Consider the following 17,835-nt stretch of genomic DNA (forward strand, 5'->3'; position numbering starts at 1 on the left):
CGGTTATGAATCAATTTGTTATTGCCGATATGAAACTGTGCATTGGCTGCCGTACCTGTGAGATTGCCTGTGTGATGGCGCATAGCGATGAGGCTTCACCCTCAATTTCGGCAGAGAATTTTTCGCCCCGCCTAAAGGTGATGAAAACCTTTAACGTCAGTGCGCCAATGCTGTGCCGTCAGTGCGAAAATGCGCCTTGTCTGAATGCCTGCCCGAATGACGCCATCCATAACCGGGATGGCAGCGTGCAGGTGGTCCAGTCACGTTGCATCGGCTGTAAATCCTGCATGGTCGCATGCCCTTATGGCGCGATGGAAGTGGTGGTCAGCTTCGCTAGCGATGGCACCCGCCAGCAACGGGCCCAGGCCAGTAAATGCGACCTGTGCCATGGGCGCAGCGCAGGCCCGGCCTGTGTAGAAGTATGCCCGACCGCGGCGTTAACGCTGATCCGGCCTGCGGATCTGCAGGCAATGCAGCGGGAAAAACAGCAGCGAACGGCCTGTGGCACCACACCGAACCTGCGGTAAACATGCTTTAAACGCCATACCCTTCCCACGTACCGATCTTCGGGCGTGGGATTTTCATTGCCATTGATTAATCAGGCAGTTATTTAACGGCGTTTCTAAATGAAACAAATATCCCCCTTGTAGCCAGCCGTTTGACTATAAATTATTCCTTCCCCATACTGGCGAAAATGCAACATCGCTTAACTCAGCAGGGTTAGATTATTCACCAAGAGACGCTATTAATCAGAGAAAGCGCTTAACCCCTTTAATTATTACGGCGTAATTTATTCTATTTACTGGCTCATTGTTATTACGCAATGACGGAACATTATTTTCTCTAATAACCGAGGTTGTAGCGGATAATAACACCATGCAGACTTCAATTCAGGTCGCCTGTAGACATAATGCCATTTTGGCCCGGTTGAAAGATTACGGCTATATCAGCACCGGTGATTTGGCCAGCGAACTGGATGTTTCGGTACATACCATCCGCCGGGACCTGAACATATTGGAAAGCCAGCATCGTCTGCGGCGTTGTCACGGTGGCGCGGGGGAACTGAGTAAAGAGGATGACAGAAGGAATGCCGGTATTGCCGAGCAGGTAATAGCGATTGCCAAAGCGATTGTGGCAGACGTTAGCGCAGGGAGCTGCCTGTATGTTGATAGCCCGTCAATGGGTGAGATACTGGTCGGGTTGCTACCTGAAGAGGTCTGCTATCTTGTCACGCAGCATATGGAGTTGATTGCCGTAGCGCAAAAGAATCCCTTTATCAGTATCTTCTTTCTTGGCAGGGAATTATCACCGGGAGGTGATGATGCCAGCATCCAGATGTCGATGGCTAAAAGGCTTCCCAGAAGCGTGGATTACTGCATTCTGGAGGTCGATCACATTGATAGTGATGGCATTTTATTTGACGATTGTTTTCAGCAGGCCTCGGTAAAGCGGCATTTCCTGCAGCGGAGCCAACGCCAGTATGTGCTATGTCGGCAACCGGCAGGGGTCTTTCATTCGCTGGTGAAGATAGGTGCGGCCGATCACCATAAACGGGTATTCTGGTTAACTCAGCAGGCTGGCTCAAGGGGAATTGGAGAGGGCTTATGAAAACGGATAAGGCGATGGACGAGTATATTCATCTGCGGGCGAATTATTGGATATTGACCGGGTTAAGTGGCATTTTTATGGGGCTATTTATGCTTTCTCTGTTACAGGCATGGGGATGGGCCTATCTGCTTTCCTATGGCAGTTTATTTACTCTCTGTGCTTTTTATGCTCTCGAACTCTATTTCAAGAAAAGAAGTTTCGAATTGGAAAACCGCCATTTACACGAATAGTTCGGGCTGAATAATAAAAACCAGATAACTTTTCGGTATGCCAATATCTGCTTGGCTAATGGGCGTATTTTGTGACTGGTAAAACAATTAAATCATCGCCGGGCGGGTTGCGGGTTAATAACCTTTGAAGATCAAACTTTCCTCGGAATTCAATCGATCGCGTTCCAGTTTGAAACATCAAAAACCTCAACAGCGTTTCATTTTGAACGCCAGCCACGTGAGTTGCCGAAAGCCAAAATTATCGAATAATCACTGCTAAATGAAATCTTAATTAAAGTAATGCCACGCGTGATCCTGGCCAGGTTCAGGGCTATGGCGGGTAATACGACCTGGAGACAGAAAATGGCAAGAATGAGAGCAATAGAAGCAGCAGTAGAGATCCTGAAAAAGAAGGTATTAGCGTCGCGTTTGGCGTGCCAGGGGCAGCAATCAACCCGCTGTATGCCGCACTGAAAAAACTGGGGGCATTGACCATATTCTGGCGCGCCACGTTGAAGGGGCTTCGCATATGGCTGAAGGCTATACGCGCGCCGCGCCGGACAATATTGGCGTGTGTATTGGCACCTCCGGGCCCGCAGGCACCGATATGATCACCGGGCTGTATGCCGCCTCGGCTGACTCCATTCCAATTTTGTGCCTTACCGGCCAGGCCCCGGTAGCCAAACTGCACAAAGAAGACTTTCAATCTGTGGATATTGAGGCCATTGCCAAGCCCGTCACCAAAATGGCGGTCACTATTCTGGAAGCGGGTCAATTGCCAGGCACCTTCCAGAAGGCCTTTTTCGAAATGCGTTCTGGCCGCCCAGGGCCAGTGCTGATCGATCTGCCGTTCGACGTGCAGATGGCCGAGATCGAATTTGACATCGAACTCTACCAACCAATGGTGCCACACCGTCCAGAGGCTAACCGTGCGCAGGCTGTCCGCGCTTTGGCAATGATGAATGAAGCCGAAAAACCGGTGCTGATCGCCGGTGGTGGCATTATCAATGCGGAGGCCGCTGATTTGTTGCAGCAACTGGCAGAGATCACTGGCGTACCGGTAATTCAGACCTTACGGGGTTGGGGGGCAATCCCTGACGATCACCCATTAATGGCTGGCCGGATGGGTTGCCAGGCGAACCACCGCTACGGTAATGCCAACTTCCTCGAGTCCGATTTTGTCTTTGGCATCGGTAATCGCTGGGCAAACCGCAATACCGGGGCGCTGGAGACTTACACCAAAGGTCGGAAATTTATCCATGTCGATATCGAACCCACACAGATTGGCCGCGTATTCAGCCCGGATTTGGGGATTGTTTCCGACGCCAGGGTGGCGCTGGCGCATTTTGTCGCGGTCGCCAAAGAAATGAAGGCGGCAGGCACGCTAAAAGATCGCCGTGCCTGGGCCGAGAGTTGCCTGGTTCGCAAGCGTTCGATGCTGCGCCGCGACGACTTTGATTGCACGCCAATCAAACCGCAGCGTATCTATCACGAGATGAACAAGGCATTTGGCAAAGATACCCGTTATATCTCCACTATCGGCCTGGCACAGATTGCCGCCAACCAGTTCCTGCATGTCTACAAACCTCGTCATTGGATCAACGCTTGCCAGGCTGGCCCATTGGGCTGGACGCTACCGGCGGCGCTGGGGGTAGTTAAAGCCGATCCGCAAGCTCAGGTTGTTGCCATCTCCGGTGACTATGACTTCCAGTTTTTGGTCGAGGAATTGGCCGTGGGGGCGCAGTTTAACCTGCCTTATATCCATGTGCTGATTAACAACGCTTATTTGGGGCTGATCCGCCAGGCACAGCGGGCATTTGATATCGACTACTGCGTGCAGTTGGCGTTTGAAAACATCAATGCGCCAGAGGTGAACGGTTACGGAGTTGATCATCTTAAGGTGGTTGAGGGCTTGGGTTGTAAAGCGCTGCGCGTTTTTGATCCCGAGATGATTGGGCCTGCATTGGAAGAGGCTAAACAGTTGCGCGATCGCTATCGGGTGCCGGTGGTGGTGGAAGTAATCACCGAAAGGGTGACCAACATCGCCATGGGGCCGGATATCGATAAGGTTACCGAGTTTGAAGACATCATCAATCTCTAAACGCGGTTTATCCAAAGGAAAAAGATCATGCCTAAATTTGCTGCAAACTTGACGATGATGTTTACCGAATACCCGTTTATGGCACGTTTTGCCGCCGCCAGAAAAGCGGGCTTCGATGGCGTCGAATATCTGTTCCCTTACGACTTTCCGGTACAGGACATTGCCCAGGAGTTGGCTACGCATCAATTGACCCAGGTGCTGTTTAATTTACCCGCGGGCGATTGGGCGCAAGGGGAACGTGGTATTGCCTGCCTGCCCGAACGTATCGACGAATTTCGTAGCGGCGTGGAGAACGCCATCGTTTATGCCAAGGCTCTGGGTTGCCGCAGGGTGAACTGCCTGGCAGGCAAGAAACCCGACGGGCTCAGTACAGAACTGGCGAATACCACGCTGGTCAATAATCTGACTTTTGCTGCCAACCGCTTGGCAGAACATGGCATTGAGCTGGTCATTGAAGCGATCAATACCCGCGATATCCCAGGTTTCTTGGTTAACAACAGTAAACAGGCCGCGGATCTGATCGCGCAGGCGGGCAGAACCAACCTGCGCTATCAGTATGATATTTACCATATGCAGATCATGGAAGGTGATTTAGCCAAAACCATCGAGCGCTATTTACCGATTATTGGCCATATACAGTTAGCGGATAACCCTGGTCGCCATGAGCCAGGCACGGGTGAGATCAACTATCCGTTCCTGTTCAAACATATCGATGCCCTGGGTTATGACGGATGGATTGGTTGTGAATATGTACCAGCCAATGGAACCGAGGCTGGGCTAGGCTGGTTAAATAATTAGAGATATACCTTTATTACTTGGCGGTACGGCGCCGTTGGTTGCATCTCCAAGACATGGGTTACAACAAGGAATTATCATGAAAAACATTGGTTTTATCGGTACGGGCATTATGGGCAAGCCTATGGCAAAAAACCTGCAGGATGCCGGTTATACATTGCATTTTGCCGAACATTTTGAGCCAGCACCGCCTGAGTTATTGGGTGAAAAGGGCATTGCCTGCCCGACACCCGCGGCGGTTGCCGAGGCTTGTGACGTTATCTTTGTCATGGTGCCAGACACGCCGCAGGTGAGCGATGTCCTGTTCAATGAGGTGTACGGTTTGGAACTGGGGCTGAGTGCGGGTAAAACCGTGGTGGATATGAGCTCTATCTCACCCATGGCGACCAAGAAATTTGCCGCACGGGTGGAAACCCGCGGGGCTCGATATATGGATGCACCCGTTTCAGGGGGAGAAGTGGGGGCCAAAGCCGGTACGCTTTCTATTATGGTGGGCGGTGATCCCGATGTTTTTGAGTGCATCAACCCGTTGTTCCAGATCCTTGGCAAAAATATCACTCTGGTGGGGGGCATGGCGATGGCCAAACCTGCAAAGTGGCGAACCAGATCATTGTGGCGCTGAATATTGAAGCTGTTTCTGAGGCTTTACTGTTTGCGGCCAAAGCCGGTGCCGATCCTGCCCGGGTTCGCCAGGCCCTGATGGGCGGATTTGCCTCATCGAAAATCCTGGAAGTACACGGCGAACGTATGGTTAAAGGCACTTTTGATCCGGGTTTCCGTATCGCACTGCACCAGAAAGATTTGAATCTGGCGTTGGAAGGGGCGCGCGAATTGCAGCTGAACCTGCCTAACACCGCGATGGCGCAGCAGCTTTTCAGCACCTGTGCGGCTTTAGGGGGCAGCCAGTGGGATCACTCGGCGATGATCCGCGCCCTTGAGCATATGAGTAATTTCTGCATTCGTGATTAAGCTTGCATAATCCGGTTCCAGGAGAGGTAACTTTCCTGGAATGTTTCCAGCAATGGCAATAATAGAAATAATCCGGCTAACTGTTCAGAGTGATTTTAGGGTGAATTCTTAAATTGATGACAGGATATTGAATATATTATTGATGAGGGAACGAGCCACTTATCAGCGGTTTTTTTCAGGCTGTTTCAGGACGTAATGGAATAATTTCCCCTCACTAAAATGTGAGTCAGATCTCGAATTTGCATTACACCCGGTTCTGTTCTTCAACTAATAGCGGTTAATAGTGCGACGGGTAATGCGAACATTTTCATTGAAACTCACTGATGCTAATCATAAAAAAGAATTATAAGATAATTGCAGCGAGACTTCGGCCACCCGAGAACCATAAACCAACTATATGAAGAAAGCTTTTTTATGCGAAATATCAATATTTGCACAATGAAGTCATGTAGTATTAAAAATAACCCCACAAAAATATAAAAATTAAAAGGACTTTAATATAAGCATTTCTAACTCATAAGCCAGGACCGAGGGTAATAATGGAAGCTCAAATAGAACTTAAAAAACGGTGGGATTTTTTTCAAAAGCATCATTGGGTTGCACCAGAATTTTTGTCTTCCCCAGTACTTAAATCCTGGGAGCGTTGTTGTAAACAATCCAGCCCTTATAAGTGGATGAAACCACACATAGTTTCTGGCTATACCCTGAATTCACTATTGCATCGTCACCGCACCACCATTCTGGTGGCCGGCATCGTGATTGAGGATACCTATGCCTTGGGTGAACCCGAGGAGATGATCCTGGCGGTCACTGACGACAACGGCTGCATGTTATCGTTGGTAGGGCATCCGAATCTGATCAATGAACTCAATCTGTTAGGTCTTAAAAAGGGCTGTTTCTGGAATGAAGGCATCATTGGCACCAATGCGGTCAGTCTGTGCCTGGACCAGAACGCGCCGGTAGAAATCCTCACCGCAGAACATTACAACAAGCACTTACACCCCTACGCCTGTGCCGCCGCCCCTTCTTCGATCTGAACGGTAAAAAGTGTGGCGCGATCCTGCTGCTGAAACGTTCGGAATTGCACAGTAAAGAAAGCCTGATGATTGCCAATGCTTGCGCAAGAGAGGTTGAGTTACGGCTGCATATCACCAGTGAACAACTCAGCACCAACAATGTGCTGTGCCAACGCAACGCGGTATTGGAATGCATGGATGACGGCCTGCTGGCCTGGGATGAAAACATGATCATCACCATGATTAACCCCCAGGCGGCCAAAGCGTTCAATTTGCCGGTAAATGACATCATCGGCAAAAACGTACATCACGTCATTCGCTTCTCACCGGTGATCATGGCCGGGATCGAGCAACGGGTGAAGCTGGTACGTAAGCAAATCACCGTGGAGGTGCTTGGCGAGTTTATTGAAGCCTTGGTGACTCTGCGCCCATTGAGTGACAACAGTTTCCTGTTACTTTCCCATCCGCTGGATAAAATCCGCGAATTGGCCCAACGGCAAATTGGCCGCAGCGCCAACATTACCTTTGAAAACCTGCCTGCGGCGTCGAAAAAAATGCGCCATGTCATCACTGTCGCCAAGCGGGCGGTGAAATCCAGAGTGCCGATCCTGCTGTATGGTGAGGAGGGCGTCGGCAAACTGGGTCTGGCGATGGCAATCCATAACGAAAGTGAGTTTAAAACCGGCCCGTTTATTACCCTGAACTGCGGTATGCTGCACCCGGATCATATGGATAAAGAAGTCCTGGGTTACGATGAAGACAAGGGGCAATCCTCCAAATTTGAGCTTGCACACGGTGGCACGCTTTACCTGGAGAATATCGAATATCTGCCCCCTACGTTGCAGAGTGCCTTGCTCAAAATGCTTAAAACGGGCCTGGTCATGCGCAGCGATAGTCAGCGCCTGATCCCGGTAAACTTCCAGTTTATTGCCAGCGCACAATCCGATCTTGGTCTGTACGTATCGCAGAATCGTTTTAGCCGGCAGCTCTATTATGAAATTTCCATCCACGAAATAGATATCCCGCCGTTAAGAAGCCGTAAAGAGGACGTGCGGCATATTATAGAGACATTAATCAACGAGCACGGCAAGGCGAATAACACCTTTATCTCGCTTGATGATAAGGCGATGGAGGCGCTGATGAATTACAGTTGGAAAGGCAATAACTCTGAGCTGAAAAATAAAATAGAGAAAATACTGCTGCATCGCAAAGGTCACGTTATTTATTTTGAAGAGTTACCCGACGAAATAAAAAATAACCTGCATCACAGCAGTGGGGGTTCACTACCGCCATTATTATCTCTGGACGAGGTGGAAAGACAAACCATTGAGCATGCCTGGGAATTGTATGGCGGCAAGATGAATGAGATGGCCAAGGCGTTAAAAATAGGGCGGACCACCTTATGGCGTAAAATCAATAAATATGGTTTACAGGCGGTAGTCTCCTAAAACGGCGGCTGGCGGGAACGGCATTCTTGCTATCAGGAATGTCGTTCCAAAATGAATCGAACTTTTCTTCTGGCGTTCCAATAGGGAACGTTATCGTCGATAAAAGCATTAAAGTGCCTGGTATCTCACAAAGTCATTTTCGCTAAACTAGAACCCGACTCCAAGTTGTGTAAGCCATCAACTTTCCAGTATCTGGAAGGGCAGGTTGCTGCCTGGCCCGCCGCAACGCCATTAATATGGAAAAAGAAATGTATTGTTGCCACGGCAAAATGACTTTATTAAGAGAGGGCTTATGAAAAATGAATTTTTCACCCCCGAACGCAGAAGCGAAATTGATAAGGCGGTATTCTGGCCTGCGACAATGTTAACTTTGTTGATGATCGCCGTCTTTATTTATACACCAGAAACCAGCGGGCAGGCATTGGAGAAAATACATGCCTTTACCACCGGGCAACTGGGCTGGTTTTTCTTGTTGTGTACCTTTGCGGTAGTGGTGTTCTGCATTTATCTGGCCGGTTCCCGGTACGGTAATCTGGTGCTGGGGGAAAAAGGCGAGAAGCCAGCGTTCTCGACGCCAATCTGGCTGGGTATGATTTTTACCTCAGGTACCGGTGGCAGCGTGCTGTATCTGGGGGCCGTCGAGTGGATCTACATTATCCAGTCACCTCCTTTTGGTCTGGCCCCGGGCTCAATCGATGCCGCGCGTTGGGCTTCGGCCTATGGCATGTTCCACTGGGGGCCTTCTGCCTGGGCCTGGTATATCGCCAGCGCCGTTCCTATCGGCTACTTCCTGCACGTTCGCAAACAGTCTGCGCTTAAAATCAGCGAGTTTACCCGCCCTGTGCTTGGCAAACGTGCGGATGGGGTCGCCGGGCATCTGGTCAATTTCCTGTTTATGTTTGGTCTGCTGGGGGAGTGATGACGTCGCTGGCCCTGGGCACGCCGCTGATTTCCAATGCGATCGTTTATGTGATGGGCTGGGAAAGTAATAACGCCTATATCGATACCTTTGTTATTTTCCTCTGGACTTTTATTCCGCTGGTGGCCCTGATTTTCGGTTTAAAACGTGGGGTAGCGGTATTAAGTGACTGGAACGTCAAAGCCGATGTGATCATGCTGGCAGGTATTGCGATCTGCGGCCCGTTGGCTTTTATTCTTAACCAGTCCGTTGACGGGCTGGGATTGATGTTACAGAACTTTATCTATATGAGCCTGCAAACCGACGCCATCAGAGAAGGGGTTTCCCACAGAGCTGGACTATTTTCTATTTCTCATGGTGGGTGGTGTATTCCCTGCCATTCGGGCTGTTTATTGCCAAAATATCCCAAGGCCGAACCGTGCGCGAGTTGGTATTAGGCGGCCTGGTCGCCGGTTCAATGGGCTGCATGGTATTTTATATGGTGCTGTCGAGTTTCGGCATTGAAATGCAGATGAAAGGCGGGGTTGATCTGATCGCCATTATGGCGGAGAAAGGGCGTGGGGCGGTGGTATATACCATGCTGGAACAACTGCCGTTGAGTACGGTGTTTATTTTCTCCTTCGGCCTGATTACCCTGATCTCTTATATTACCGGGCACTGCGCGGTAGGGTATTCCCTGGCCGCCACCACGCAAAAAGATTGGCGCCGGATGAATCCCCGGCTCACTGGAATATCGCATTCTGGTTAATTCTGGCTGGCGTCGTTTCGCTCTCGCTCTATTTTATTAATCCACAAAGCCTTAAACCGCTGCAAACGGTCTCGATCCTGACCGCGTTCCCGCTGTGCTTCGTTATCTATATCGTCGCACACAGCTTTATTAAACAGATTAACCAGGATTTCCCCTATGGTTTTCCTGCGCCGAGCGATAACGGCAAGATTTATCTGGACTATAGTCCGCCCATTGCCGCTGACCAGAAACACCAACCTGATACTGAGGCCATACAAGCTCAGTCTTCCTCTCTCGTTTGACCCTCAATATTTTGACCTTGCCTTGGCAGGGTCAAGTTTTTTACTTCCTAAGAGAATTGAATAATGAAGACATTGATTGAACCAACAAAAGAGATCCCGATTATCGCTGAAACCGAAGTCCTGGTGGTTGGCGGCGGTCCTTCAGGTATGACGGCGGCGATTGCCGCTGCACGTGCAGGAGCCAAGACCCTGATCGTTGAGCGCTATGGCTGCTTGGGGGGCGTATTGACTCAGGTAGGCGTTGAAAGCTTCGCCTGGTATCGCCATCAAGGCACGGTGGACTGTGAAGGTATTGGCCGCGAGTACGAGGTCAGGGCTCAGGCGTTGGGCTTTACCCGCCCGGAGCCACAATCCATCAGCCAGGTGATTGACTCGGAAGGTTTCAAAGTGGTGGCGGACAAAATGATCACCGAAGCCGGCGTTACGCCGCTCTACCATTCGTGGGTGGTCGATGTGGTGAAAGAGGGCGATACCCTGGTCGGGGTGATTGTCGAGTCAAAATCCGGGCGTGGAGCCATTCTTGCCAAACGTATTGTCGACTGTACCGGTGATGCCGACGTGGCGGCGCTGGCCGGTGCGCCTTATCACCAGCGGCCTAAAGATCAACTGATGGGCGTTACCGTGATGTTCCACTGCGCGGGAGTGGATGTACCAAGGTTCCAGAAGTTTGTGCGCGAAGAGCTGAAACCTACCTATGCCGACTGGGGTAAAAACTGGACTATCCAGACCGCGGGCAAAGAAGACGCTATGTTCAGCCCGTACATGGAAGAGATCTTCACCCGTGCCCAGGAGGAGGGGATTATCCCCGGTGACGCCTCGGCCATTGCCGGAACCTGGTCTACATTTACCGAGGCCGGAGAAGCGCTGCAGCTTAATATGGTGTATGCCTTTGGCTACGACTGTACCGACGTTTGGGATCTGACCAAGGCCGAGATTGCGGGGCGCCAGCAGGCCTTGTGGGCAATCGATGCCTTGCGCCATTACGTTCCTGGTTTTGAAAATGCCAAGCTGCGTAACTTTGGCATGACCCTGGGGACGCGTGAATCACGGCTGATTGATGGCGAGGTGCATGTCACCGACGAATACGTGCTGCAGCAAGGCCGTTGTGAAGACAGTATCGGTATTTTCCCTGAGTTTATCGACGGCAGCGGCTATCTGATCCTGCCAACCACCGGACATTATTTCCAGATCCCTTACGGTTGTCTGTTGCCTAAAGTGGTTGATAATCTGCTGGTAGCCGGGCGCTGTATATCCGCCGGGGTGATAGCCCATACCTCGATGCGTAATATGATGTGCTGCTCGGTTACTGGCCAGGGGCTGGCACGGCGGCGGCAGAATCCATCAAACAGGGCGTCAAGCTGCGCGAGATTGATATCAAGGCGCTGCAGGAAACGTTGGTCCGGCAGGGCGCACGTATTCACTGATCCTGGTTGTTGTGTGTATTAAAAACCCCGCAGGCCAATAAGCCTGCGGGGTTTTGCATTATGGCTTTATGGGTAAGGCGTATCGAGGGGGCAGAGACTAAAAAGCATCCAGCGGGCAAACCACTGGATGCGTTGTTTTCAGAGAGCGCTGCGGATTTCCATCGCGTTATTGCGCCAGGACAATCCCGCGTTCGTTGGCCAGTTCGTTCGCCTCTTCATCATCAATTTTCTTGATTTTGAAGCCGGTGAAGGCATAAAAGGCGGCAAACACCATTGAGCTATAGAAGAAGATACAGTAAGGCATATAGCTAAAGGTCGGTACGCCGAGGGTGGTCGCCATGTAAAGCCCGGCGGCTGACCAAGGGATAATTGGCGCGCTCATGGTGCCGAAGTCTTCCAGAGTACGAGCCAGCACCAATGGGTGCATTCTCAGTTGCAGGAAGGTCTTCGACATCAGTTCGGAGACAATGATCTTGTTCAGACCATCGGAACCGGTAAGGATGTTGATGATGATGGCGACAATACCGCTCGACATAATCGCGCTGAAGCCATTGGTGATCTTGCTGGTGATGCCGCGCAGTGCGACATCCATCATGCCAGTACCTGTCAGGATGCCAGCAAAACCCATGGCACAGATAATAAAGGCGATAAAGCCACCCTGATTATTCAGCCCGCCCTGTTCCAGCAGTTCCTTAACCGATGCCAGCACCTGAGCAGGCTCGGCACCGATCATATGCATCTTGAAGCCACCCATGGTGGATCTGACACCTTCGATCAGCGGGAAACCTTGATACAGCCAACCAACCAGCACCGCCACCAATGCGCTGCTCAGAAGTGCTGGCACCGTGGGCAGACGCATAAAGGTGAAGGCCAGGATGATCAGCATTGGCAACAGCGGCAGGATGCCAAACTTGAACAGGCTGTGCAGTTGCACCAGCAATTGCAGGCTATCGGCAGAGATGGCGCCTTGACTTGGTTGGTTAAAGCCCAGGAACAGGAAGAATACGATACTGATGAAAGTTGCTGGCAGCGTGGTCCACAACAGATATTTGATCAGATCGTACAGTTTGGTTTGCGTTACTGCTGAGGTCAGGTTGGTGGTATCCGATAATGGCGAGAGTTTATCACCGAAATAGGCACCGGTAACGATGGCCGCAGCCAGGATCGGCAGGTTGGCGCCCAGGCCGGTACCGATACCGATCAGCGCCACGCCAATCGAGGCCACGGAACCCCAGGATGCGCCAGAAACATAAGACAGGATGGCATTAAGCACAAAGGCAATGGCAAACAGATAAGAGGGGTCAAGCAGTTGCATGCCGTAATACACCATCATCGGCAGAGTACCTGCATAACTCCAGGTGGCGATCATAAAGCCAACAAAGATGACGATCAGCACCGGCGGCATAACCGCGGCAATCTTATCGACAATAAATTGCTGGATGCTATCCCAATTATATCCCAGTCTGATTACGGCTATTGCGCCGGTAAACGCAGCGGACAATAACAGGCAGACGCTGGCTGGCCAACTAAGTACGCCAATGCCCACGGATAAAACAAAGACCATAAATAATATAGGTAGCAGAGACTCGGTAAATGTTGGGTGTTTATATCGACGTTCTTCTTTCATTTTTTATGTCCTATAATGAAAATGTTATCGTCATTCCATATCTATTTAGAAAACCTTCACTCCATTCCCTTCAAGACTTGCCTGGACTGTTTGAATATCTACACCGGAAACCGGGAGGTTATTTTTAATGGCGATAGCCGCGGCAACGCCCGCACCTTCACCGGTGACAATGCAGCACCCCATATTTCTGATGGTGGCGTAGGCAAAGTTGTCGGCATCAATGGCGCGGCCACAGACCAATAAGTTCTCTACGCCCTGCGGCACCATGCAGCCATAAGGGATCTGGAAGTAGCGGGGCTGCAGCGGTAATTTCAACTGACCGTTGCCATCGATAAACTCTGGGAAAATACCGATGCTGTCGACGTGGCGGCCCTGGTTGCAGATGTCATTCTCGGTCAGGCGCGTGCGGCCAACGATATGGCGGGATTCACGCGTACCGACGGTCATACCGAAGTTCTTGAGCGTGGCATTCTCAAAGCCAGGCTGGAACTGGCGCAGCGTTTCGATAGCGTAAAGTGCTTGCTTGCGGCCTTCGATCTCGGCTCTGGTCAAATCGAAAACGTCAGTACAGTCTACTTTGGGAATGCTCACCACGTTCATGTAGTTGGCATCACCAAATTCCGTCACCGTACTCCAACTGCCACCGAGGGTAACGTCTTTAGGGACCAGACCGGCTTTTTTACCTTTGGCAAACACCTTGCCCAGATAAGGGCTGAACATCTCCTTGCAGGATTCATGCACCTCATATGACCAGTTCTTGTTTTCTTCGTCAGCCCCCCAGTCGCCGTATTTAGGCTGGGTGAGCTCAATGTCGGCCATAAAGCGGGCTTTATTGACATTGGAGCAGCTAAAGACGGTGGTGACGCTCATCACATTGTCTTTATCCGGCTGCACGAAAGGCGCGCCCGCCAGCGCAGCGATATCTGCATCGCCGGTACAATCGATGATCACCTTGGCCAGAATGACCTGGCGGCCTGATTTACTCTCGGTAATGATGCCGGTGAGCCGGTTATCTTCCTTGATGACGCCAACCGCAGTGATATGCAACAGGCGTTCAACGCCAGCGTTTTCCAGCATCTGATCGGCAACGCTTTTAAACTTCTCGGCGTTGATCGCCTGGCTGATGGATTGGGGCTCAGGGCTGGTTGCCCCCATGGCTTTGGCGGTCTCTTCAATTTCTTTTGCCAGACCGCCAGATTCCACGGTATTTTCATGACGCCACCAAGCAATGGATTCCACGCCAGCGGTGGTCATCATGCCGCCAAAGCAGCCGAATCTTTCCATCAATACGGTTTTGCTGCCCTCGCGAGCAGCGCTTAGTGCCGCAGCGATGCCCGATGGGCCGCCACCGACAACCAGCACTTGCGTTTCAATAAGGACCGGCAGCTGTTTCGCGGGTTCAGTGTAAAATTTCATAGTCATGCACTCCATAGAATATAAAAAACCGTTGTTGAATAACCGAATGAATTTATAAAAAGTGTATTGCGTTATTCTTTACTGAAAGTTTTAAACCCCGTCGTGCTTTTGGGCGTAGCGCTGCCCCTATCATGTTGGATGATATTTTTATTGTTCTAAGTCGTTCCCTGGTATTACCGTTAATACAATGCGTTTCTATTTTCTTGGTCAGGAAAGAATAAGGTTAATTAAAATATTCTGACCAAATTATCCCTCCTGATTAAAACGACTTACCCGAACCTGGGCTTTCAACGCAGGCAGCATGGAGGCGCTGGCACTTAACTTGGTCAGGCCCAAATGCAGCAATAACGCCGTTGCTGCCGCATCGCCTGCCATTTCTCCGCACATGCTGACCGGGATCCCGGCGCAACGCCCGGCCTGACAGGTCAGTTCTATCGCCTTGAGAACCGCAGGTTCATGATAATTAACCAGCGCCGCTACGGCGCTATTGCCCCGATCTGCCGCCATCACATATTGGGTTAAATCGTTAGTGCCGATCGAGAAGAAATCGACTTCTTGTGCCAACACATCGGCGTTTAATACCGCAGCTGGGACTTCCACCATAATGCCCAACGCCAGCTTGGGTTCTGGCGGTAGCGCCAGCGCCCGGCGTGCCTGTTCAACCCGTGTTTTGACTGCCCTGAACTCTTCCACGGTGGCAATCATCGGGATCATCAACTGAATATTGGTTTGTTCAGCATGTGCCCGTAATACGGCACGCAACTGGGTCATCAATAACTCAGGATGGGCCAGACAGAGTCGCACACCGCGCAGGCCAAGGAACGGGTTCTCCTCTTGCGCCATAGGGAAGGCGGCTAACGGCTTGTCACCGCCGACATCCAGGCTACGAATGGTCAGCGGTTTATCGCCAAACGACGCGGCGATATCGCGGTAAATCTGATACTGCAACTCCTCGTCTGGCAGCGTATCGTGCGCCTGGAACAGGAACTCGGTACGGAACAGGCCGACCCCTTCGGCCCCGGCGGCCAGCGCTGCCGCCACGTCTTCCGGTCCCCCGATATTGGCCAGGATCTGTATGGCCTGGCCGTCCTGCGTGACCGCTGGCTGATTGGCGGCCAGGCGCTGGTTGTGGCGCTGTTCCAGCCAACCGACGCGCTGAGTCTCAAGCGCTTGTGCGGTAGGTTCATCGGGTGCGAGCCAAAGCAGGCCGCTGAAACCATCCAGGATCACTTCCTGGCCATTGTGTACCTGCTCCAGACATCCCTGGGCTTTCACTATCGCCGGGATCCCCATAGCGCGGGCCAGTATGGCGCTGTGGGAGGTTTTCGCCCCTTCGCTCAGGCAAAGCGCCACCACCCGATCTTTATCCAGATTGGCCACATCCGAAGGCATCAGATCCCTTGCCAACAGAATGCTTGGCTCGGCTAACTGTAAGCGTTGCGGGGCGTTACCGGTCAATTGACACATCACCTGGCGGGTAATGTCCCAAACGTCGGCTTCCCGTTCACGCATATACTGGCTGTCGGCTTGGGCATATTCCTGCGCCAATTGCTGCAGGGTGTTTATCCATGCCGCCGGGGCTATTTGCCCTTGGCCGATCGCGGCCCGCAGGCGAACCAGCAACTCCGGATCGGCCAGCATCAGGCTATGGGCATTGAAAATATCCCCCTGTGGTCCTTTAGCCTGCTGTTGCAGGTGCTGTTGCACCTGGGCTATCGCCTGGTCCAAGTTTTGAGATTCGCTAGCGACCCCCTGATATGGGCGCTCAGGAATGGCAGGCATAACCGCGGTGAAAATCACCGCAGGGCCACGGGCGATCCCGCCATTGACGGCAATGCCGCTGATGGCGCCAGTCACCTTTTGTTCTGGCAGAGTTTCTGTTTCAGGTTCGTGTAGCGTTTCATTGAGCAGATGAGCTTCGCCGAAGTGGTTTTGCGCCAACGTATTAAAGGCGGCTACTGCTTCATTGGCTTGCGGGCCTGAGGTGATAAAGTCAATCCTGTCGCCTAACTTGACGGCCAATTTGGCGATGCTGTTCAGGCTGCGGGCGTTAACGCGCTGCCCGGCGCGTTCCAGCCAAACCTCGGCATCCAGACCGGCCAGGGTACCGACAATGGCGGCGGCGGGGCGGGCGTGCAACCCATGAGGATTGGCGATTCGCCATTCGCTACGCAGTGCCTCTAAAGTGGGTGTGCTACTTGCCATTGGCAGCACAGGAGCGGTTACGCCAAGGTGATCCTGCTTGGCCTCAAGGGCCGATTCGGCTTCCTGCAAAACCTGCTGTGCGTTTAGCCCTGCGGCGGCGGCCACCACGGCGGCCATCGTGCCTTCCACCAACGGCGCTGCCGACATAAATACCCGGCTGCGCATTTCGTCATCCAGCAGTTCGAGTGCCATTTCGGTGCTGAGCAGGGCGCTGCCCAGGTCCATCAACACCACGACGCCATCATCGTGATAGACCTCCTCAATTGCCGTCATGATGGCGATAGCATCGGTACCGATAGGGTTCTCCGGATCATTGACACCAGCAGCAACGGCCAGCGCTGCTTTGCCCTGCGTCATTTGTGTGGCCAGCTCGGCCACACCTTCAGCCAATCGCCGGCTATGAGATACGATAACGATTCCGACCATCGTATTACTTCCTCTTAATTGCTTGTTGCAGCGCTTTAAGCATAAACATGGTCGAGGTGGCGCCTGGATCCTGATGGCCGATACTGCGCTCACCCAGGTAGCTGGCCCGGCCTTTTTTCGCCTGCATCATAATGGTGTTGACAACACACTCATCGGCGGTGGTATCGATCAACGCCAGAACCTGCTCGGGTTCCATGCCGTTTGCCAGCGCCTGTTTGGCTTTTTCCAATACCGGGATCCACACGTCACACATGGTCTTGTCCCCCAGGTTGGCTTTGCCACGGACCACCACGCCTTCAACGCCCACGCTCATGGCTTCGAGCAAATCTTTCAGGCTCAATGCGGTGCGGGCGCCCACGGCGGAGGCGGCACGGATAAAGAAGGTGCCATACAGCGGGCCGCTGGCTCCGCCCACGCTGGACAGTAGCGTCATCCCGGTGTTTTTGAAGATCGTGCCTATGTCATGGCGTTCAATGGTTGGCAGTATTTCTGCTACGTGTTTGAAACCCCGATTCATGTTTAAACCGTGGTCGGCATCACCGATATCGCGATCCAGCTCGGTCAGAAAGTCCATCTGTTCTGCATAGGTAGCGGCACATTGCGCCAGCCATGCCAGGATGTCGGTCTTTTCAATCAGCATCAT

The 17,835-nt window shown here is 52.0% G+C and carries 11 protein-coding genes and 4 pseudogenes; 11 read left to right on the forward strand and 4 right to left on the reverse strand.

Annotation, left to right across the window (positions count from 1 at the left end; translation table 11 throughout):
- Nucleotides 1–5: 5 nt before the first annotated feature.
- From ACQ86O_RS17030 to ACQ86O_RS17080, 11 genes and pseudogenes are all read left to right on the forward strand, one after another.
- Complete coding sequence (locus ACQ86O_RS17030) at nt 6–527, forward strand: 4Fe-4S dicluster domain-containing protein (RefSeq protein WP_431222091.1); 522 nt, start codon at nt 6–8, stop codon at nt 525–527.
- Between the two features lie 349 nt (nt 528–876).
- Nucleotides 877–1,608, forward strand: coding sequence for a DeoR family transcriptional regulator (locus ACQ86O_RS17035; protein ID WP_431222092.1), 732 nt, complete (start codon nt 877–879; stop codon nt 1,606–1,608).
- A complete protein-coding gene (locus tag ACQ86O_RS17040; protein ID WP_431222093.1) occupies nt 1,605–1,838 on the forward strand; it encodes a hypothetical protein in 234 nt (77 codons plus the stop codon). Before ACQ86O_RS17035 ends, ACQ86O_RS17040 begins: the two co-directional genes overlap by 4 nt.
- Nucleotides 1,839–2,180: 342 nt before the next feature.
- Nucleotides 2,181–3,918 (forward strand): annotated as a pseudogene (gcl, locus tag ACQ86O_RS17045) (glyoxylate carboligase).
- A gap of 27 nt (nt 3,919–3,945) precedes the next feature.
- Nucleotides 3,946–4,716 (forward strand): hydroxypyruvate isomerase, encoded by a 771-nt coding sequence (gene hyi, locus ACQ86O_RS17050; RefSeq protein ID WP_431222094.1) that lies wholly within the window; start codon nt 3,946–3,948, stop codon nt 4,714–4,716.
- Nucleotides 4,717–4,792: 76 nt separating this feature from the next.
- Nucleotides 4,793–5,682: pseudogene (locus tag ACQ86O_RS17055) on the forward strand (2-hydroxy-3-oxopropionate reductase).
- A 674-nt stretch (nt 5,683–6,356) separates the two neighbouring features.
- On the forward strand, nt 6,357–6,719 hold the full coding sequence (locus ACQ86O_RS17060) for a hypothetical protein (RefSeq protein ID WP_431222095.1): 363 nt from the start codon (nt 6,357–6,359) through the stop codon (nt 6,717–6,719).
- Nucleotides 6,620–8,146 (forward strand): dihydroxyacetone kinase operon transcriptional regulator DhaR, encoded by a 1,527-nt coding sequence (dhaR, locus tag ACQ86O_RS17065; protein ID WP_431222096.1) that lies wholly within the window; start codon nt 6,620–6,622, stop codon nt 8,144–8,146. Before ACQ86O_RS17060 ends, dhaR begins: the two co-directional genes overlap by 100 nt.
- Nucleotides 8,147–8,522: 376 nt before the next feature.
- Nucleotides 8,523–9,813: pseudogene (locus tag ACQ86O_RS17070) on the forward strand (BCCT family transporter).
- On the forward strand, nt 9,765–10,094 hold the full coding sequence (locus tag ACQ86O_RS17075; protein WP_431222097.1) for a BCCT family transporter: 330 nt from the start codon (nt 9,765–9,767) through the stop codon (nt 10,092–10,094). The pseudogene ACQ86O_RS17070 and the gene ACQ86O_RS17075 overlap by 49 nt, the downstream one beginning before the upstream one ends.
- A 63-nt stretch (nt 10,095–10,157) precedes the next feature.
- Nucleotides 10,158–11,518 (forward strand): annotated as a pseudogene (locus ACQ86O_RS17080) (FAD-dependent oxidoreductase).
- Nucleotides 11,519–11,684: 166 nt separating this feature from the next.
- Here the strand turns inward: ACQ86O_RS17080 and nhaC are convergent.
- The 4 genes from nhaC to dhaL all read right to left on the reverse strand — a co-directional run bounded on the left by nhaC (nt 11,685) and on the right by dhaL (nt 17,832).
- Nucleotides 11,685–13,145: a Na+/H+ antiporter NhaC gene (nhaC, locus tag ACQ86O_RS17085; protein WP_431222098.1), complete on the reverse strand. Its 1,461-nt coding sequence runs from the start codon at nt 13,143–13,145 to the stop codon at nt 11,685–11,687.
- Between the two features lie 45 nt (nt 13,146–13,190).
- Entirely contained in the window at nt 13,191–14,561 is a 1,371-nt protein-coding gene (locus ACQ86O_RS17090) for an FAD-dependent oxidoreductase (protein WP_431222099.1), read from the reverse strand.
- A 246-nt stretch (nt 14,562–14,807) separates the two neighbouring features.
- A complete protein-coding gene (ptsP, locus tag ACQ86O_RS17095) occupies nt 14,808–17,192 on the reverse strand; it encodes a phosphoenolpyruvate--protein phosphotransferase (RefSeq protein ID WP_431222100.1) in 2,385 nt (794 codons plus the stop codon).
- Nucleotides 17,193–17,196: 4 nt separating this feature from the next.
- The gene (gene dhaL / locus ACQ86O_RS17100) at nt 17,197–17,832 is read right to left on the reverse strand and encodes a dihydroxyacetone kinase subunit DhaL (protein WP_431225758.1); all 636 of its coding nucleotides are present in this window, start codon (nt 17,830–17,832) and stop codon (nt 17,197–17,199) included.
- Nucleotides 17,833–17,835 lie beyond the last annotated feature (3 nt).

The organism is Serratia sp. L9, from assembly GCF_050632285.1.
In the GTDB taxonomy this organism is placed as follows: domain Bacteria; phylum Pseudomonadota; class Gammaproteobacteria; order Enterobacterales; family Enterobacteriaceae; genus Chania.